The following is a 17,878-nucleotide window of genomic DNA, read 5'->3' as shown; positions in this document are numbered from 1 at the left end:
GGTTGCGCATTAAAGCGATTGAGCCGACACCAAGTCCGAACACGATGAAAATATTACTTGATGAAGAACTGCCTTCCGGCATGCGCCATAACTACAAACCCGACAACATCGGCGAAGCACCGCCGCTCATTCAAACGTTGATGCGCATTAATGGAGTAAAAGGCATTTACCATGTCGCCGACTTTTTGGCCATTGAGCGCCATCCGAAGTACGATTGGCGCGACATATTGGCGAACGTGCGTGAAGTGTTCGGCGAAGAAGCAGACGACGGAGCCGAGGCAAAGCCGAAGGTGAATGAACATTTCGGTGAAGTGAAAGTATTTGTGCAAATGTTGTATGGTTTGCCGATGCAAGTGAAACTGATCGATGGTGAGCGCGAGCATCGCATCGGGCTGCCGCAGCCGTTTATCGATGCGGTCATCGAAGCGCAAAAGTATGCCGACAACATTGTCCTTGAGCGCAAATGGGTGGAAAAAGGGGTGCGCTACGGCACGTTCGACGAAATTGGACGCGAAGTGGTCGATGAGCTGTCGGCTGCCTATCCGCCAGAGCGACTGGAGCGGATCGTCAACATGTTCCGCCACGGAGAGCAGGAAAAAACGGCGCAGAAGCGGCCAGGTATCAAAGTGACAAGCGAGATGCTCGACGATCCAGACTGGCGGAAACGGTACGCCGCGCTTGAGCAAATGGCGGAGCCGACCGAAGACGACATCCCCGTGTTAGCCAAAGCCCTGAAAGATGAGAAAATGGCCATTCGCCGCCTAGCGACTGCGTATCTAGGCATGATCGGCGGCAAACAGGTGCTGCCGTATTTGTATGAAGCGTTGAAAGACCCGGCGGTTGCTGTCCGTCGCACGGCCGGCGACTGTTTGTCCGACATCGGCGACCCAGAAGCGATTCCAGCGATGACGGAAGCGTTAAAAGATGAAAGCAAGCTCGTCCGCTGGCGCGCGGCTATGTTTTTGTATGAAGTCGGCGATGAATCGGCGCTCCCAGCGTTAAAAGCGGCGGAAAACGATCCGGAATTTGAGGTCAGCTTGCAAGTAAAAATGGCCATCGAACGGATCGAAGGCGGCGAAGAGGCGAAAGGCTCGGTTTGGAAACAAATGACTGAAAGCCGAAAAAAAGAAAACAAGACAGAAGAGGAAAAATAGGCGCGCGGATGGGCGCGCCTATATTCTTTGGGGCACTGAAAGCAAATGATGACGTGGCCACAGTGGAGCTGGCTGTCGGAGAGATTCAGTGATTTCCAAGACAATAGGTGTGTTGGCGTGTCAGCCGGAACAGTAATGGCCAACGACCCAACGCCGGCTAAAATGACCGGCTAGGTCCCGACGATGTTTCGCAGTTTTTCAATGTATTCCATGTACTATGCTTCTCTCGTTTTCTCTTTCCATCCGATTGCTTATTCCATTCCGATGGTGATCGGCGGCTGCAGTGGCTCTAGAAGGCGGAAAGCAACTGATGGATGTAGAAAATCTCTATTTTCCTTCTATCGGTCATTTTTATGTGTTCGACAATCAAGCTTTCTCCATTGGAGAAATGCATAGTTGCACCACATTTGCGATAGGTTTGTCGAGCCTTTAGACGAGCAAAAGCTTTGTTTCGCTGTCGGCGTCGAAAAAAGAAGGATCACCGTTTTCACCATGGTTGGCGGTTGTCTTCGTTGATTTTTCTGTTCGAAGTATAGTATGCTGATAGCACAACGATGATCATATGGAGGGATGCTAGCCATGTCGATGGCGTACGAAGAATATATGCGCCAGCTCGTGCAGCCGATGCGTGATGAGCTCGTCCGCGCCGGTTTCCGCGAACTGCGCACGAGCGAGGAAGTTGAGCAGTTTATGGAACAAGCAGAAGGAACGATATTTGTCTTTGTCAACTCGGTGTGCGGCTGCGCTGCTGGATTGGCGCGCCCGGCGGCGACACAGGCAGTGTTGCGAAGCGAGAAAAAGCCGGATCATTTGGTGACCGTGTTTGCTGGCCAAGATAGAGAGGCGACGGCAAAAATGCGCGAGTACTTTGTCGGCTATGAGCCATCTTCGCCGTCGATGGCGCTCTTGAAAGGAAAGGAAGTTGTTCATTTCATTCCGCGTGAAGACATCGAGTTTCATTCGATGGAAGAGGTTATGGAAAACGTTTTAGCTGCCTTTGAAAAATATTGTGGCTGATTGAATACGGACTTTGCCATCGTGAGTTGTCCGATTGGCTAACAGCTAGGCATCACTGCTTTTTTATCTTGGGTGAGCAGGGGGTGCTCAGATGAATTTACATACAATGGCACGCCGGTGGGAACGATAAAGGCGGAGGTGATCGGCGTGTCGAAACGAAAAAAAGACCGTTCGAAAACGGGTGTCAGCGCCCCGAATGTCAGAGGACAAGGGACGACGGAAACAGAGACAGGGGCGTTCGCGCTTGACTCCGCCCGCAAAAAAACGAAAATCGATTAAAAAGGAGCTCCCGGTGCGGAGCTCCTTTTCCTTTAGTCGTTGTTAGGCGTTAGCGATACAGCTGTAAATAAAATACAGCAACGTAATGAGGCTGGCCGCAAAAAAGATAGTAGTCATGTTCATTTCCCCGCCTTTCTGTCTATGTTTTCTCCTTGAACATATGGTACACTATTCATATAACCATAGTATATACCAAGAAAAACAAAAAGGAAAAGCGGTTTTTGTCTTGGCAAGGGAGAGGAAGAATAATGAAAAAAGCGAAACGGATGAATGCGTTTTCTTCGTCTATTTTTGCTGAATTGTCGGCATATTGCCAAAAGCGGCGCCATCTTCATGACGAATGGATCGACTTAAGCGTCGGCAGCCCGGATTTGCCGCCGGCGCCGTTTGTGCGTGAGGCGATTGCCCGCTACGCCGAGGAGCCGAACGCCTACGGATATACATTAAAAGGCATTCGTGAATTTCATGAAGCGGTCGCTGATTATTACCGGACGACGCACGGTGTCGTGTTGAATCCGGAGACGGAAGTGACGTATGTCATCGGGTCACAAGATGGTCTTGTCCATTTGCCGATGGTGTTTGCTGATCCGGGTGATGTCATTTTAGTGCCGGATCCTGGATATCCAGCGTATGCCACCGGCGTAGCGATGGCCGAAGCGGCGCCATACTTTATGCCCTTAAAGGAAGAAAACGGCTTTTTGCCCGATTTGCGTGCGATTCCAGAGGAGATCGCCAAACGGGCGGCGATTATGTTTCTTAACTTTCCGGGCAATCCAGTGCCCGCCCTCGCGACTGAATCGTTTTATCGTGAAGTCGTCGAGTTTGCGAAGCGGTACGACGTGCTTGTCGTCTCTGATTTTGCCTATGGTGAGCTGTATTATGACGGAAACAAACCAGTGAGCTTCCTTTCCGTTCCCGGGGCGAAAGACGTCGGGGTGGAAATGAACTCGCTGTCAAAAAGCTATAACATGGCTGGTTGTCGAATCGGCTATTTGTGCGGCAACGCTGATGTGATTCGCGAGTTTGCCACGTTTAAATCGAATTTAGATTACGGCATTTTTTGGCCAATTCAAAAAGCAGCCGCGGAAGTGCTTCGCTATGGAGGGGACTTTTGCGCCGAAAGCCGCGCCATTTACCAATCGCGCCGCAACGCGCTTGTCAGCGGGTTGGCCGACATCGGCTGGACGGTCGACTGTCCGCCGGCTGGCATGTTCGTATGGGCGAAGATTCCCGTTGGGTTTACATCGCTCTCGTTCACAAAGGAACTCATCGACCGTGCTGGAGTCGTTGTGACGCCTGGGCATGCGTTTGGACCGAGCGGTGAAGGTTATGTGCGCATCGCTCTCGTTCAGCCGGAAGATACGTTGCGCCGTGCCGTTGAGAAACTGCGGGCGAGCGGTTTGTTCGAGCGGTTGGCTGCTGACCAACGATAACGGAGGTGGGACGCGATGAAGCTACCGGCATGGCTTCGAAAAACGCTTGTTGCCGCGATTACTGTCTGCACATTTGGCCTTGTGACACCACCTGCCTCGCTTCTTGCGGCTGAGGAACCGACGGCCGATGATGTACCATCTTCCGATTGGCAACATGGCGCCGCTGGTTCTGCAGCGGAAGCGGCTTCGCTCACCCGCGCTCAATTTGTCGAACAGACGGTGGAAAAAGCGATGGCTCAGTCGCAAGAAAAGTTTGGCCGCAAAATTGCTCCCGTTATTGAGGACGAGTTTCGCGCCGTCATTTTGCCGCGCATGGAGGAAGTGATCGCCGAACTCGCCGGGCGCTATCCGGAAGAAGAGCTTCATTATTTAGCCGTATCGGAAAATCCGTCCGGTGGGCAAGGCGAACGCATTTTCCATATTTATCGCGCCGATACGGGGGAAGATGTCATTCGCTTCCATGTCCGACGTGAACATCCGCCGCAGGATGGGTATTGGTTTCAGTTTCATTACCATACGCGTGATGACGGATTTCAAGCTCACTATGAATTAGGAAAAATTTATTGGTCGAAAAATACACCACCGAACTGGCGAACGTAGCCATCTGTCGTTCTTTCCTTATTTTGCGCGTTTTTCCCCGCTTCTTCGTATGTTATCATTGATTTAGTAGAATACGAGATTGAAAGAAGCGGGGGACCATGATGAGACGGTTACTCACTAGTTTATTAGCGGCACTGCTTGCCGTTCCGCTTCTGTCGCTTTCGCCGTACCCGGCTGCGCACGGCGTGCTGCTCGAAGAAAGCGGCCTTGATGTTCAGACGATCCCGTCGCACGATGTGCTTGGCCGCATCGTCATCGTCCCGGAAACGGACTTTTCGTTCGATGAGGCAAACGAGACGATTCGAACGCTTGCCCGTATTGACCGCCGCATTTTAGAACAAGCGGCGAATCATCATATTTATATTCAATTGTTGACAAATCCCATTACCGATGAACCGATTGCTCGCCATTTGCGCGGGAAAACACCGCGCGGCTATGTGCCGGGATCCAAAACGTGGGATGAGGTGCCGGGCATAGGCGGGGCGCATTTAGTGCTTGTCCGTCTTGGCCATAGCGAAAAAGGAAAGGGGCACGGCTCGATCAACTTAGAGCTTCATGAGTTTGCCCATTCGTTAGATTACATCGTATTCGACCACATTCACGAAACAGACGAATTTCAAGCGCTTTGGAGGGAAGAAGCACCGCAGTTGTTTCCTCGCGAATACTATTTTTTAACGTATCCGGAAGAGTATTTTGCTGAGTCGTTCGCCTATTACTATGTGAGCGAAAAAACGCAGGAAACGCTGAGGATGGCGGCTCCGCGTACGTACACGTTCATCCGTCAACTGGCGGAACGAGCCTCATAAGAAGGCTCTTTTTTTTGTGATGAGGGCGGTGCTTTATGAGGTGCTTTATGATATGATAAAGCGTGAGGTGAGGACATTGCGGCAATATTTACAGTTATTAGAAGACATTTTGGAAAACGGTGTCGAAAAGGAGGATCGAACCGGTGTCGGCACGTTGTCGGTGTTCGGTCGCCAGCTCCGTTTTAACTTGCAGGACGGGTTTCCGCTCGTGACGACGAAAAAATTACATATTCGTTCGATTATTTATGAATTGCTCTGGTTTTTAAAAGGTGACACCAATGTCCGCTATTTGCAGGAGAATGGCGTGACGATTTGGGACGAATGGGCCGACGAAAACGGCGATCTAGGGCCTGTCTATGGAGCACAATGGCGGTCATGGAAAGGGGCGGACGGGAAAACGGTCGACCAAATCGCTTCGGTCGTTGAGGAGATCAAGAGAAATCCGAACTCGCGTCGACTGCTCGTGAACGCCTGGAATGTGGCGGAGTTAGACAAGATGAAGTTGCCGCCGTGCCATTATGCGTTTCAGTTTTACGTCGCTAACGGCCGGTTGTCATGCATGTGGCAGCAGCGCTCCGTCGATACATTTTTAGGGCTGCCGTTTAACATCGCCAGCTACGCGCTCTTGACGCATATGATTGCCGAGCAGTGCGGGCTGGATGTTGGTGAATTGATTTTCACCGGTGGGGATGTTCACTTGTATAAAAACCATATTGAGCAAGCTAAACTGCAGCTGACGCGCGAGCCGCGACCGCTGCCGAAGCTTGTGCTGAAACGGAAGCCGTCGTCCATTTTTGACTATGAATATGACGATTTTGAAATCGTCGGTTATGACCCTCATCCGACGATTAAAGCGCCAGTGGCGGTGTAAAGGAGAGAAGACGATGATTTCGCACATTGTGGCGATGGATGAAAACCGGGTGATCGGCAAAGATAATCAGTTGCCGTGGCATTTGCCGGCCGATTTAGCGTATTTCAAGCGGGTAACGATGGGGCATGCCATCGTGATGGGGCGCAAAACGTTTGAAGCGATCGGTCGGCCGCTCCCCGGCCGAGACAACGTCGTCGTGACACGCAATCCCCAATTTCGCCCGGAAGGCTGCCTTGTGCTCCATTCGCTTGAGGAAGTCAAGCAATGGATCGCAGCGCGTGGTGAAGAAGTGTTTATTATCGGTGGAGCTGAATTGTTTAAAGCAACAATGCCGATCGCCGATCGACTATACGTGACGAACATTTTCGCCTCATTCCCTGGCGATACGTTTTATCCGCCTATTTCCGAAAAAGAGTGGAAAGTCGTTTCCTATACGCCAGGAGTAAAAGACGAAAAAAATCCGTATGAGCACGCGTTTCTCATTTACGAGCGGAAATGAGTGTGCGGAGGTCAGTTACCAAGTGAAAAATGACCGAATGAACACACCCTGAATGCTTACCAACGGAAAACAGGGCGCGTTTTGCGAAACAGCAAGGCGCGCCTTTTTTGCATAGAAGCGGGGCGAAAAAGGAACGATAACCATATAGAACATCGATGGAAATGGAGGAAGATTATGAAGCATATCGTTCCGTTTATCGTCAAGCTTGCTGCTTGGAGTGTCGTTTTATTTTCGATGTTTACGATTTTTAATGCCCCGCTTTCTTTGATCTCACTCATGACGCTCATGACGGCAATCGTTTCCTACGTCATCGGCGATTTGGTTGTTTTGCCGCGCGTCGGACACTTTGTCGCCGCCGCTTTGGATGTGCCGCTCTCCTTTTTGCTTGTATGGCCTGCCAGTTTTGCGTTGCTTTCCCCGACCGTCAATATGGCATACGCTGCCTTTTTCAGCTCACTAGCTATTGGTGCGGTTGAAGCGTTTTTCCATTTGTATATGGAAAACCATGTACTCGAAGAAGCGAGACGGGAAGAAGCGTATCGCTGGTATGATGAAGGAAGATGGGCAACGGAATTCGCTGAGGAACAGGAGTTTAAAAAAGAAGACGACCGGACGTAGCACCGGTCGTTTTCTTATGAAAGAACAGAAAACTTTTCGAAAATTCCCTTTTCTTTTTGCAAATTTGTGATATAATCTACAAATCAAAGACAACTTAGAAAAGAAAGGGAAAGAGAGCATGGCACAACAACTAAAACGGAAACAAGGGGCGGTATACGTCGAGGACATTTTGATCGCGTATCATACGCTGAAAGATGTTGTTTTCCATACACCGCTACAAAAAAACCCGCTTCTGTCCGAGCGTTACGAGTGCAATGTGTACTTGAAGCGCGAAGACTTGCAAGTTGTGCGCTCATTTAAGTTGCGCGGAGCGTACAACCGGATGAAACATTTAACTGATGAGGAGCGAAGAAACGGGGTCGTATGCGCCAGCGCCGGCAACCATGCCCAAGGAGTCGCCTATTCGTGCCGGGCACTCGGGGTGCACGGAAAAATTTATATGCCGGCGACAACACCTCGACAAAAAGTGTCGCAAGTCCAGTTGTTTGGCAAAGACAAGGTCGAGATCGTCCTTGTGGGCGACACGTTTGACGACTCGTACAGCGAAGCGGTAAAATGTGCGGAAGCGGAAGGGCGCACGTTTATTCACCCGTTTGATGACGAATACGTCATCGCCGGGCAAGGAACAATCGGTGTTGAGGTATTAAACGACTGTGATGAACCGATCGATTTTTTGTTTGCCAGCATCGGCGGCGGCGGACTGATGGCCGGGTTGGGAACATATGTAAAAAGCATCTCGCCGGCGACCAAGGTGATCGGTGTCGAACCAGGCGGCGCTCCGTCGATGAAAGCGGCGCTTGAGCAAGGGCATGTTGTGACGCTTGGGGAGATTGATAAGTTTGTTGATGGTGCCGCGGTCAAAACGGTCGGGGAAAAAACGTTTGCTCTATGCCGTGAGGTGCTCGATGATATCATTGTCGTTCCGGAAGGGAAAGTATGCACAACGATTTTAGAGCTGTACAACGAAAACGCGATTGTCGCTGAACCGGCGGGAGCGCTGCCGATCGCTGCTCTTGAGTTTTACAAAGAGCAAATTCGCGGCAAAACAGTGGTTTGCGTTGTGAGCGGCGGTAATAACGACATCGACCGGATGCAGGAAATTAAGGAGCGCTCGATGATTTATGAAGGGTTGCAACACTATTTCATCGTTAATTTCCCGCAGCGGGCCGGGGCGCTGCGCGAATTTTTAGATGAAGTGCTCGGTCCAACTGATGACATCACCCGCTTTGAATATACGAAGAAAAACAATAAAGAAAGCGGACCGGCACTCGTCGGCATCGAGCTAAAACGGCGTGAAGACTACGCACCGCTCATTGAACGGATGAAGAAAAAAGGGTTTCCGTTCCAGGAAGTAAATAAAGACCCGAACTTATTCCATTTGCTGATTTGAGCAAAAAAGCGCGAAAAAAGTCGGAAAGTTTTCGGTGTATTCCGACATACTTTTTCACCGGTTTGGTGTATAATATAAATAAATCGGTGAAAAAGAGGATTGATATTTTGCTATTCAAAAGCCTCGAGTTTAAAAACGCGTATGGGCAGAAAGTGAAGATTATCGAAATTCCTGTATTGGAGGAAGATAACACGTACCGATTTATGATCCAACTTCGCTTGGAGACGTTTATTGCCAAGGTGTATCGATCAAGAACGACCCGTTCTGTTTACTCGTTCCGAGAACACTTGAAGAAAGTGTTGAAATGGCCGATATATGAACAAATCTTTAAAGAAACCATTTTGAAACATAACGCGTAACTGTTGTTTTGCCTTGAACGGCAAAACAATTTTTTTTTGGTGGGATTTTGGTCGATTTCATTATATAATGGAAACGAGATGACGCTAAGCATAAAAGGGGACGGGCGAACATGTGCCGGTTGAGATCATCGAAACGCCCCTTGTTATTTCGATCCATACCACCTCTGGGGTGTTGGCGTTCATGTACGATATGGAAAAAGAGCCAACGGGGAGTAAAGCGAGTTTGAATGCAAAACGATGAAGAAAAGGATGAGCCATCGATGTGGAAACGGATCATGATGATCGCAGCAGTTTGTTTGCTTGCTGCATGCGGAAAAACAATTCCAGATGCAAAAAACTGGCCGGTCGCTGATTTTACGTTCGTTGATCAGTCGGGTGAGCCGTTTGGACTTCGCGATCTAAAAGGGAAGATATGGGTTGCTGACTTTGTTTTTACGAATTGTGAAACGGTTTGTCCACCAATGACCGCCAATATGGCTAAGCTGAAGAAGAAGGCGGAAGAAAAGGGACTGGATGTCGAATTTGTTTCGTTCAGTGTCGACCCGGAAGTAGACACGCCAGAAAAACTGACCGCCTATGCGAAACAGTTTACGGACGACCTAGCAAACTGGCATTTTTTGACCGGGTACAGTCAAACCGAAATTAATGAGCTGGCGCAAAAAAGCTTTAAAACGATCGTGCAAAAGCCGGCCAATGACGATCAAGTCATTCATGGCACGAACTTTTATCTAGTTGGCCCGGATGGAAATATTGTCCAAACATACAACGGTGTGCAGGACGTGCCGTACGACACGATTTTAGAGCATATCGAGATTTTGCAATCGTCGCGATAAGGCAAAAACGGCTACAACCGTTTTGCCTTCTTTTCGTCTTTTCCCCTGTTGCGTGAGAAGGCAGGTGTCAAACATGAAACGATGGGGATTAATGATAATAGTGAGTTTGTTTCTCGCCGGCTGCACCGCCTTTTCAGCCGTTGGACAGCCGGAGCAACCACAGGAAGCTGTCGTCAAACAGACAGAGGCAAAGCCGCTGCCAAAAGACATCCATCTCGTCGCCTTAGGCGACTCGTTGACCGAAGGGGTTGGGGACGGCGAAGGGAAAGGAGGGTATGTCGGCCGTCTTGTTCCGCTTCTTGCAGCAGAGGACCGAGTGCGGACCGTAACGGTGACAAATTTGGGCAAGCGCGGCCGGCGCAGTGGGGAACTCGAGCCAGTTGTTGACGCCCACCAAGGAGAGCTTAAGCGGGCGGATTTGATTTTGTTGACGATTGGCGGTAACGATGTGATGAATGTAGTCCGCTCGCATTTTTTTGATTTGTCGTACGAGCGGTTTGCGAAAGAAAGCAAGTTGTTTGCTGACCGGCTCGACCATTTGTTGATTTCACTGCGCATCGCCAATCCGGATGCGGTCATCGTGCTTGTCGGTTTATACAACCCGTTTTCAACGACGCTACCGAACATCCCGGAAATCGATGACGTCATCGCCGAATGGAACAAGGCAAGTCAGGTGGTGCTTTCCCGTTATGACCGGACGATCTTCGTTGATATTCAAGACATCTTTACTGATCGCGATGAGCTTCTTCACCGTGATGAATTTCATCCGAACGCCGCGGGGTATGAACAAATCGCCACACGCGTATATCATGCGTTAAACGAGCAAAAAGAGTGGTGGGTGAACTGATTGAAGAAAAACGGGTGAGAATAAGGAGTATGTCGTGATGAATTGGAAACGAGCGTTTTGGATATTGGCGGCCGTCAACGCCGCTATCCTCATCTTTGTGGCTGTTTGGTTGTTTCAGCCGTCTCCACAGGTTAAACGTCCGATGCGCCCACACGTGGAAGGGGCCTCGTTTACCGTGTACTCAAAAAAGGCACATTTGAACGCTGTCATTAACGATTATTTGGCGGAAAAAATGAAAGACCATCCGCTACAATACGATGTTTGGCTTGCCGATCGCGTCTATGTCTCGAGCGAAATCCCCATTTTCGGTCGCGATGTGGAGTTGGTCGTCTCGTTTATGCCGAAGGTCGTCAAGGGGGGGAATGTTGAGCTTGCGGAACCAACGATTTCACTTGACGATTGGAAGCTGCCGGTGACGTACGTGCTTCGCTATTTGCAAAAGCACGCTCCGTTGCCGGATGAAGTGGTCGTTGATCCGGATCGGGCCCGCGTCTATGTGGCGCTCGATGATATTCGATTTGGCAACGGTTATCAAGTGGCAGCGAAAAAAATCGACCTAGCTGCTGATGAAATTGTGTTTACGTTAACGATCCCAACTCGGCATCGATGACAGAAATGAGAGGCTGTTTCAAAAGGTTGTAGTCCCCTTTTGAGACAGCCTCTGTTTTTTTTCAAAACGGTCTAGTCTTTGCCGTTCGTTGTAACATCGTTTCGAAAGAATCCTCTTACTTCAGGAAAAGAAAGGGGAGTCGCTCACACAAGACGCAGCCCTTTCGGGTAAAAGTTTTTTACCGTTCCTTTCACTTCTTTCCCCCAAGCGAACGGATAACCGTCGACGGTAACAAGCAACCAGCCACGGTCGCCGCCGGTCGGAAGCGTCTCTCCATGCCAATATCGGATGATCTCATGGCCTGTGCTTGGGAGATCAAGCACATGGTTCACTTCATCCGTCCGCAGCGCCAAAGCGAGGGCGTGGTTTGGCTCAAACCGCTCTTTTTTCACCTCGCCAAGATGAAGTCCGGCGCGAACCACTTTCAAACCTGACCAATCGGGGCATTGCTCCGGCAGCATGACCAAATGAGAGCCAAAAGATACGACCGTTCCGTGCCGTTCTGTCCGCAGTGTCGCTTGTTCGAATTGACGGTACAACCGAATCGCGGCTTTCGGTGCGTTCGTCTTTGCCCGCCGCCCGTTCCAAGGTGCAGTCGGTCGCTGTTTTTGCAGTTTGGCGATAAAATGACCTTCGCCTTTGACACGGTGCGGCCAAAGACGTGCGGCATGTTCAAGTTCAGCCCGGTTCGTTTTCGTCCACTCAGGCCGCCCGGGCTCTATGCCGCCGGTTTTTTCAATCGGCACCATCCGCAAGTCGTCATACGTCTGAAGCAGCCATTCGATCGTCTGCTCGTTTTCTTCTGGAGAGAACGTGCACGTCGAGTAGACGAGAATGCCCCCTTCCTTCAGCATCGCATAGGCGCTTTGCAAAATGCGCCGCTGACGGGCCGCGCACTCTTCTACGTACGCCTGACTCCAAAATGAAGCGGCCTCTTCCTCTTTGCGAAACATCCCTTCACCCGAGCACGGGGCATCGACTAAAATTTTGTCAAAAAAGCCAGGGAACCGCTCTGCGAGCGCTTCCGGCGTTTCGTTGACGACCACGGTGTTGGTCAAGCCGAGCCGTTCGACGTTTTCCGCGAGCGCTTTAACCCGTTTCGGGTGAATTTCGTTAGCGACAAGCAGTCCTTTGTTTTCCATCATGGCACCAAGCTGGGTCGTTTTCCCGCCCGGAGCGGCGCACAAATCAAGCACCGTCTCCCCGGGTGCGGGACGGAGCGCTTCGGCGACTGCCATTGCGCTCGGTTCTTGAATGTAGTACAGCCCGGCTGCATGGTATGGATGTTTTCCTGGCTGTTCGCTTCGGTCGTAATAAAACCCGGTTGGGCAAAACGGCACCGGGGTGAGGGAAAATGGCGCCATTTTTGCCCATGAATCCGGGCTAGTTTTCAACGGATTGACGCGCAAACCGTTCGTTTTTTCATTTTCGTAGACGGCGAAAAATTCGTCTGCTTCTTCATGAAGCAGCTTTTTCATTTTCGCGACAAATGCTTCCGGCAATCTCAAGGACAGCAAACTCCTTTCTCCATCTGTCGTTATTTCCGCTTTCTTGGCCATTTCACTTTTGGCTCCGTTTTATTCAAGATGCGTCGAATATTGGCGTGGTGACGATAAAAAATAAACGAAGCCAACAATACTACCGCTACCGTCAATGGAATGTCATCCGTGAAGAAGACAGTGTACACGACCGCATACAGTGCTGCGGCCATTGATGACAGGGAGACGTAGCGCGAAACGGCCAACACGACAAGAAATACGGCGATCAGTGACAAAAAGAACAGCGGAGAATAAAACAGCATCACTCCGCCTGATGTCGCCACTGCCTTGCCGCCGCGAAATTTAGCAAATATCGGGTACATATGGCCGACAACAGCGACCGCTCCAGCCAAGAGCGGGTGAACGGGAACAGAAAAAAGCATTGGCAAGCTCGCTGCCAACGTCCCTTTCAACATATCGCCCAAAATGACGATCGTTCCCGCTTTCGCTCCGAGCACGCGGAACGTGTTCGTTCCTCCGAGATTGCCACTCCCGTGCTCGCGAATGTCGATTCCGTAACCAATTTTCCCGACAAGAAGGCCAAACGGAATCGAACCGAGAAGATAAGCGATAAGTAAAATTAGTGCAGTCATCTCGTTAAACACCCTTTACTGAACAAGTTTGTACATGTTTCTATTTTATCATGCACGTGCAAAAACGCTAGACAGGAATTTTGCATTTCAAACCGGCAACCGGTAAACTGAAAAGCAGATGGAAACGAACGGCCAGGCGGCGGTTGTTCGTTCCGTAGCCAAAGCAAATAGAGAGGGGCGACGATGATGATGAAAACGACCGTTACGTGGAATGGAAACATGTCGTTCAGCGGCCAAAGCGCTTCCGGTGTGACGATCCCGATGGATGCCGCGAAGGATGTCGGCGGCAACGATTCGGGTGCCCGTCCGATGGAGCTATTGCTTCATGCGTTGGCAGGTTGCACCGGCATTGATATCATTTTGATCTTGCAGAAAATGCGGCTTGATGTCCGCTCGTTTTCAATGGAGGTGGAAGGAACGCGCGCCGATGACCACCCAAAACGATTTACCGACATACATATTCATTACGCGCTCGAAGGCGATTTGCCGGAAGAAAAAGTCATCCGCGCCATTCGGCTGTCAAAAGAAAAGTATTGTTCCGTCTCCCATTCGTTAAATGCCGCTGTTACGGCGAGCTATTCCATTAACGGTATTCGCGGAAAGGAGACCATCTAACGAAGCGCGGCTTTGCGATGTTGCTGTTTGGGCCGCTAGTGTGAACATGTCCTTGCTTATCGCACCGGCCCTTACAGTGGGGGATGAGCTACTCATTCCTGTGAGCGAGGAAAAGGTGTTTCGTCGACACGAGCGAAGCACCTTTTCTTATTCGAACGCATAGTGACGATGGATCGTTTGGATGGACATTCATTTCTTCAACGAGCCGGATCGGCAAGACGAGCTCCTCATGCGATTTACTGATGCTTCCGCCCGTTTCGTGGGCAATGAGGTCGACGGCTTTCATCGCGGTGGGTGCGCAAGTCGTCTGTCGCTTTGTGCGAGCACTTCTTTTTTTCATTTCCACCGATGTCTTTATCCATTCCTTTTGCGCTTGTTTAGTTGTCAAAACGTCACCAGCTGCTCTTTTGACGCCAGGCGAATAGAGGCGATAAGCGTTTTCCCTTCTGCCCATTCTTTGTTTATCAAACGTCGGTTCCATTGTTCAAACGATGCGCTGCCTTCATCTTCGTCGTAAGTGCGATACTTGATCAGCGAATGGTCAGCTAAACAGGCGATAACACAAGCTTGGTTTTGATGCCGATACTTTTTGCTGACATCCAGCTGCCAAGACGGTATACCGCTTCATCTAGACGATGAATACACAGTGACAGTCAACAGCTTCCTTGCCAATGGCTTCGCTATGTTGACCGAAAGGACCACACGCCAAGTAGGTTAATTTGATTATTCTTGTCGTGTGTATTCGGAGGAGGAGTCTTTTTCGGTGCGGATTGAGGAGCAAACCACCCTGCTTTCATAACAGAACGAAATGGGGAGGACAGATTGCTTGTAATAATGAAGAAAACGGTATCCCCAATGAGCGGGGACACCGTTTCTTTCATCATGGCGTAAAACGGCTTTTGGACGATAGGCAAACGAACCATAGATTAGGATGTTTTTTGTTCGAACAGCTTGATGATCTCCACGATCACTTCGGCGGCTTTCACCATCGTATCGACGGAAATGTATTCATAACGGCCATGGAAATTTTCACCGCCGGCAAAAATGTTCGGTGTTGGCAGCCCCATATATGACAATTGGGACCCGTCTGTGCCACCGCGGATCGGTTTCACTTTCGGTTCGATGCCCAAGTTTGTCATGGCCTCATGGGCGATGTCGACGATATGGTGCACCGGTTCAATTTTTTCGCGCATGTTGTAATATTGGTCATTGATTTCAATAGAAATCCGGTCATTGCCGTATTTTTGCGCGAGCGCGGCGGCGATGTCTTTCATTTTTGCCTTGCGTGCCTCAAATTGCTCGCGGTCAAAATCGCGGATAATGTAATACAGCTTTGTTTCCTCCACATTGCCTTGGAATGAAAGCAAATGGTAAAACCCTTCATATCCGTCCGTATGTTCAGGCGCTTCGTTTGCTGGCAGCTGTTGCTGGAACTCCAAGGCGATTTTGATCGAGTTGATCATTTTTCCTTTTGCCGTGCCCGGATGGACGTTTTTTCCTTTAATGGTGATTTTGGCTTCCGCTGCGTTAAAGCTTTCGTACTCCAATTCGCCGAGCGGTCCCCCGTCGACCGTATATGCAAATTGGGCGCCAAATTGAGCGACATCAAATTTGTGCGGCCCGCGGCCGATTTCTTCATCTGGTGTAAAGGCGACGCGCACTTTGCCGTGCTTAATTTCCGGGTGTTGAATGAGATAGTTCATCGCCGTCATAATTTCGGCGATTCCCGCTTTGTCGTCGGCGCCTAGCAGCGTCGTCCCATCCGTCGTAATGAGCGTATGTCCTTTGTAGTTGGCAAGCTCCGGGAAGTCTTTCGGCGATAGGATGATGTGCTGCTGTTCGTTTAACACGATGTCGCCACCGTCATATTGTTCAATGATCTGCGGGTTGACGTTTGTTCCGGTAAATTCCGGTGCCGTGTCGAGATGAGCCAAAAAGCCAATCGTTGGCACGTTTTTGTCCGTATTGGCCGGCAAGGTTGCCATCACATAGCCGTTTTCATCGACGGTTACTTCTTCCATGCCGATTGCTTTTAGCTCCTCGACTAACATTCTCGCTAGATCCCATTGCCCTTGGGTCGAAGGGCACGTGTTGCTTTCCGGATCGGATTGGGTGTCGACTTTGACGTATCGGGTGAAGCGTTCAATGAGTTCTTGTTTCATGAAGAGTCCCCCCTTGGTTATACACGAATTTGACAACGGATCAACCGCTCTGCCACCCATGAGGAAACGAAGGCGGTGTTTTCCATTCTATTCTATCACACGCAGTGTAAACGGTAAAAAAGAAGGAGCAGTTGTTTGCAAGAAAACTGGGAGCACGGGGAGAGGACATTCCTCGCCCATTGACGCATTTGACATAAAAAGCGGTTCGTGATCGGCACAGAATCATTTCTATCATTTTTGTAGTATTTGCGCATTTCCTACTATTATGCACAAAAGCAATGGGCTGCATACGCAAATGTGCAGTATAATGAAAAGGACGGGTGTGTCGTCAAGCCTCTACATAATAAGCTCACACCTGCTTAGCCGTCCAGTACAGACAAAGTAGACGGAAGGAGAGGACAACCGATGTCATTTAGTTACGCATCCCATCTCTACTGCTCGAAATGCGAACGTACATATGATGTCGATCACGTGCACCAGCTTTGCGAATGCGGTTCTCCACTTCTAGTCGCCTATGATTTGGAAGCGATGCGCCAAGAAGTGGCACGGGAAGCGCTCAAGGAACGTGAACCGAGCTTATGGCGGTATCATGAGCTATTGCCGGTGAAACATCCCAAACATATCGTCTCTTTAGGTGAAGGGATGACCCCGCTTGTACGAATGGCGCGCCTTGGCCGGAACATCGGGATTGATTCACTTTATATGAAAGACGAAGGGGTCATTCCAACGGGGACGTTTAAAGCTCGCGGGGCGGCGGTCGGCGTTTCCAAAGCGAAAGAATTGGGGGTCGAACAGCTTGCTATGCCGACAAACGGCAACGCAGGGGCGGCGTGGTCGCTTTATGCTTCTCGAGCCGGCATTCGTGCGACGGTGGTTATGCCGGTGGATGCACCGGAGTTGACGCGCAAGGAATGTGCCATCGCAGGGGCGGAATTGTATTTAGTCAACGGCTTGATCAGCGATGCTGGACAAATCGTGGCGAAAGCGATCCGTGAATACGGTTGGTACGATGCTTCTACATTGAAAGAACCGTATCGGATTGAAGGAAAGAAAACGATGGGACTTGAGATTGCCGAGCAGTTCTCTTGGCAGCTTCCGGATGTCATCTTGTATCCGACCGGGGGCGGCGTTGGGCTCATCGGCATTTACAAGGCAATCAAAGAACTGCAGGCGCTTGGTTGGGTAAACGGCAAGATGCCGCGGCTTGTCGCTGTGCAAGCCGAGCATTGCGCACCGATTGTGAAGGCATGGAACGAGAAAAAGCATGAGTCGGAATTTTGGCCGAACTCTCATACGGTGGCGTTTGGCATTAACGTGCCAAAAGCGCTTGGCGACTTTCTTGTGCTTGAGGCGGTGTATGAGACGGATGGCTGTGCGATTGCTATCGACGATGAGGCGATTTTGGCACAACAGCAGATGGTGGCAAAAGCGGAAGGGGCGTTCATTTGCCCGGAAGGAGCGGCGGCGTTTGCGGCGGCTCGCCAGCTGCGCGAAAGCGGTTGGATTCGTGACGGGGAGACCGTCGTTGTGCTAAATACTGGAACCGGATTGAAATACGCTGATATGGTCAATGTCAATCCGCCGGTACTCGAGCTGGGGGAGGAGCTGATTAGATAAAGTTGACAACTAGTCGCGGCAAGTCGACTGTGCGGGA

At 50.3% G+C, this 17,878-nt stretch carries 20 protein-coding genes; 16 read left to right on the top strand and 4 right to left on the bottom strand.

Features of this window, described 5'->3' with window-relative positions; all coding sequences use genetic code 11:
• Nucleotides 1–2 precede the first annotated feature (2 nt).
• The 14 genes from IC804_RS00750 to IC804_RS00685 all read left to right on the top strand — a co-directional run bounded on the left by IC804_RS00750 (nucleotide 3) and on the right by IC804_RS00685 (nucleotide 11,316).
• Nucleotides 3–1,154: a conserved virulence factor C family protein gene (locus IC804_RS00750; protein WP_081157140.1), complete on the top strand. Its 1,152-nt coding sequence runs from the start codon at nucleotides 3–5 to the stop codon at nucleotides 1,152–1,154.
• Nucleotides 1,155–1,733: 579 nt separating this feature from the next.
• Entirely contained in the window at nucleotides 1,734–2,171 is a 438-nt protein-coding gene (locus tag IC804_RS00745; RefSeq protein WP_011887464.1) for a BrxA/BrxB family bacilliredoxin, read from the top strand.
• A gap of 147 nt (nucleotides 2,172–2,318) precedes the next feature.
• Nucleotides 2,319–2,450 carry a YuzL family protein gene (locus IC804_RS00740; RefSeq protein ID WP_008880175.1) on the top strand — a complete coding sequence of 44 codons (132 nt, stop codon included), beginning with the start codon at nucleotides 2,319–2,321 and terminating at the stop codon, nucleotides 2,448–2,450.
• Between the two features lie 248 nt (nucleotides 2,451–2,698).
• Nucleotides 2,699–3,883 (top strand): LL-diaminopimelate aminotransferase, encoded by a 1,185-nt coding sequence (locus IC804_RS00735; protein ID WP_081157139.1) that lies wholly within the window; start codon nucleotides 2,699–2,701, stop codon nucleotides 3,881–3,883.
• Nucleotides 3,884–3,898: 15 nt separating this feature from the next.
• The gene (locus IC804_RS00730; RefSeq protein ID WP_060475867.1) at nucleotides 3,899–4,483 is read left to right on the top strand and encodes a YpjP family protein; all 585 of its coding nucleotides are present in this window, start codon (nucleotides 3,899–3,901) and stop codon (nucleotides 4,481–4,483) included.
• A gap of 101 nt (nucleotides 4,484–4,584) precedes the next feature.
• On the top strand, nucleotides 4,585–5,289 hold the full coding sequence (locus tag IC804_RS00725; protein WP_008880178.1) for an anthrax toxin lethal factor-related metalloendopeptidase: 705 nt from the start codon (nucleotides 4,585–4,587) through the stop codon (nucleotides 5,287–5,289).
• A 76-nt stretch (nucleotides 5,290–5,365) separates the two neighbouring features.
• A complete protein-coding gene (gene thyA, locus IC804_RS00720) occupies nucleotides 5,366–6,160 on the top strand; it encodes a thymidylate synthase (RefSeq protein WP_011887460.1) in 795 nt (264 codons plus the stop codon).
• 13 nt (nucleotides 6,161–6,173) lie between these two features.
• On the top strand, nucleotides 6,174–6,659 hold the full coding sequence (locus IC804_RS00715; protein WP_008880180.1) for a dihydrofolate reductase: 486 nt from the start codon (nucleotides 6,174–6,176) through the stop codon (nucleotides 6,657–6,659).
• Between the two features lie 174 nt (nucleotides 6,660–6,833).
• Entirely contained in the window at nucleotides 6,834–7,277 is a 444-nt protein-coding gene (locus IC804_RS00710; RefSeq protein ID WP_008880181.1) for a YndM family protein, read from the top strand.
• A 118-nt stretch (nucleotides 7,278–7,395) separates the two neighbouring features.
• A complete protein-coding gene (ilvA, locus tag IC804_RS00705) occupies nucleotides 7,396–8,667 on the top strand; it encodes a threonine ammonia-lyase IlvA (protein WP_008880182.1) in 1,272 nt (423 codons plus the stop codon).
• Nucleotides 8,668–8,774: 107 nt separating this feature from the next.
• Nucleotides 8,775–9,026, top strand: a complete 252-nt coding sequence (locus IC804_RS00700; RefSeq protein ID WP_008880183.1) for a YpmP family protein — start codon at nucleotides 8,775–8,777, stop codon at nucleotides 9,024–9,026.
• 260 nt (nucleotides 9,027–9,286) lie between these two features.
• Nucleotides 9,287–9,859 (top strand): SCO family protein, encoded by a 573-nt coding sequence (locus IC804_RS00695; RefSeq protein WP_029761293.1) that lies wholly within the window; start codon nucleotides 9,287–9,289, stop codon nucleotides 9,857–9,859.
• Between the two features lie 73 nt (nucleotides 9,860–9,932).
• A complete protein-coding gene (locus IC804_RS00690) occupies nucleotides 9,933–10,706 on the top strand; it encodes an SGNH/GDSL hydrolase family protein (protein ID WP_008880185.1) in 774 nt (257 codons plus the stop codon).
• A 37-nt stretch (nucleotides 10,707–10,743) separates the two neighbouring features.
• Complete coding sequence (locus IC804_RS00685; protein WP_008880186.1) at nucleotides 10,744–11,316, top strand: YpmS family protein; 573 nt, start codon at nucleotides 10,744–10,746, stop codon at nucleotides 11,314–11,316.
• A gap of 143 nt (nucleotides 11,317–11,459) precedes the next feature.
• Here the strand turns inward: IC804_RS00685 and IC804_RS00680 are convergent, their stop codons facing one another.
• Both IC804_RS00680 and plsY read right to left on the bottom strand, forming a co-directional pair.
• Nucleotides 11,460–12,824 carry an RsmF rRNA methyltransferase first C-terminal domain-containing protein gene (locus IC804_RS00680; protein WP_008880187.1) on the bottom strand — a complete coding sequence of 455 codons (1,365 nt, stop codon included), beginning with the start codon at nucleotides 12,822–12,824 and terminating at the stop codon, nucleotides 11,460–11,462.
• A gap of 29 nt (nucleotides 12,825–12,853) precedes the next feature.
• Complete coding sequence (gene plsY / locus IC804_RS00675; protein ID WP_008880188.1) at nucleotides 12,854–13,447, bottom strand: glycerol-3-phosphate 1-O-acyltransferase PlsY; 594 nt, start codon at nucleotides 13,445–13,447, stop codon at nucleotides 12,854–12,856.
• A 189-nt stretch (nucleotides 13,448–13,636) separates the two neighbouring features.
• Between plsY and IC804_RS00670 the strand changes: the two genes are divergently transcribed.
• Entirely contained in the window at nucleotides 13,637–14,062 is a 426-nt protein-coding gene (locus IC804_RS00670) for an OsmC family protein (protein ID WP_029761295.1), read from the top strand.
• A gap of 88 nt (nucleotides 14,063–14,150) precedes the next feature.
• Here IC804_RS00670 and IC804_RS00665 read toward each other — a convergent pair whose 3' ends face one another.
• Both IC804_RS00665 and pepT read right to left on the bottom strand, forming a co-directional pair.
• Complete coding sequence (locus IC804_RS00665) at nucleotides 14,151–14,543, bottom strand: hypothetical protein (protein ID WP_081157138.1); 393 nt, start codon at nucleotides 14,541–14,543, stop codon at nucleotides 14,151–14,153.
• A 445-nt stretch (nucleotides 14,544–14,988) separates the two neighbouring features.
• On the bottom strand, nucleotides 14,989–16,224 hold the full coding sequence (gene pepT, locus IC804_RS00660; protein WP_008880190.1) for a peptidase T: 1,236 nt from the start codon (nucleotides 16,222–16,224) through the stop codon (nucleotides 14,989–14,991).
• Nucleotides 16,225–16,629: 405 nt separating this feature from the next.
• Here pepT and IC804_RS00655 point away from each other — a divergent pair, with 405 nt between their 5' ends.
• Entirely contained in the window at nucleotides 16,630–17,841 is a 1,212-nt protein-coding gene (locus IC804_RS00655; RefSeq protein WP_081157137.1) for a threonine synthase, read from the top strand.
• The last annotated feature ends 37 nt before the right edge of the window (nucleotides 17,842–17,878 follow it).

The sequence above is a fragment of the Geobacillus sp. 47C-IIb genome (assembly GCF_014679705.1).
Classification (GTDB): Bacteria; Bacillota; Bacilli; order Bacillales; family Anoxybacillaceae; genus Geobacillus; species Geobacillus thermodenitrificans.
Note: the sequence above shows the minus strand (reverse complement) of the source record. Positions and strands in the feature narration are given on the sequence as shown.

Coding starts and splice junctions, on each gene's coding strand:
- IC804_RS00730 (WP_060475867.1), top strand. CDS start 3,899: ATGAAGCTACCGGCATGGCTTCGAAAAACGCTTGTTGCCGCGATTACT.
- ilvA (WP_008880182.1), top strand. CDS start 7,396: ATGGCACAACAACTAAAACGGAAACAAGGGGCGGTATACGTCGAGGAC.
- IC804_RS00735 (WP_081157139.1), top strand. CDS start 2,699: ATGAAAAAAGCGAAACGGATGAATGCGTTTTCTTCGTCTATTTTTGCT.
- IC804_RS00655 (WP_081157137.1), top strand. CDS start 16,630: ATGTCATTTAGTTACGCATCCCATCTCTACTGCTCGAAATGCGAACGT.
- IC804_RS00725 (WP_008880178.1), top strand. CDS start 4,585: ATGAGACGGTTACTCACTAGTTTATTAGCGGCACTGCTTGCCGTTCCG.
- IC804_RS00670 (WP_029761295.1), top strand. CDS start 13,637: ATGAAAACGACCGTTACGTGGAATGGAAACATGTCGTTCAGCGGCCAA.
- IC804_RS00710 (WP_008880181.1), top strand. CDS start 6,834: ATGAAGCATATCGTTCCGTTTATCGTCAAGCTTGCTGCTTGGAGTGTC.
- IC804_RS00665 (WP_081157138.1), bottom strand. CDS start 14,543: ATGGAACCGACGTTTGATAAACAAAGAATGGGCAGAAGGGAAAACGCT.
- IC804_RS00685 (WP_008880186.1), top strand. CDS start 10,744: ATGAATTGGAAACGAGCGTTTTGGATATTGGCGGCCGTCAACGCCGCT.
- IC804_RS00715 (WP_008880180.1), top strand. CDS start 6,174: ATGATTTCGCACATTGTGGCGATGGATGAAAACCGGGTGATCGGCAAA.
- plsY (WP_008880188.1), bottom strand. CDS start 13,447: ATGACTGCACTAATTTTACTTATCGCTTATCTTCTCGGTTCGATTCCG.
- pepT (WP_008880190.1), bottom strand. CDS start 16,224: ATGAAACAAGAACTCATTGAACGCTTCACCCGATACGTCAAAGTCGAC.
- IC804_RS00690 (WP_008880185.1), top strand. CDS start 9,933: ATGAAACGATGGGGATTAATGATAATAGTGAGTTTGTTTCTCGCCGGC.
- IC804_RS00695 (WP_029761293.1), top strand. CDS start 9,287: ATGTGGAAACGGATCATGATGATCGCAGCAGTTTGTTTGCTTGCTGCA.
- IC804_RS00745 (WP_011887464.1), top strand. CDS start 1,734: ATGTCGATGGCGTACGAAGAATATATGCGCCAGCTCGTGCAGCCGATG.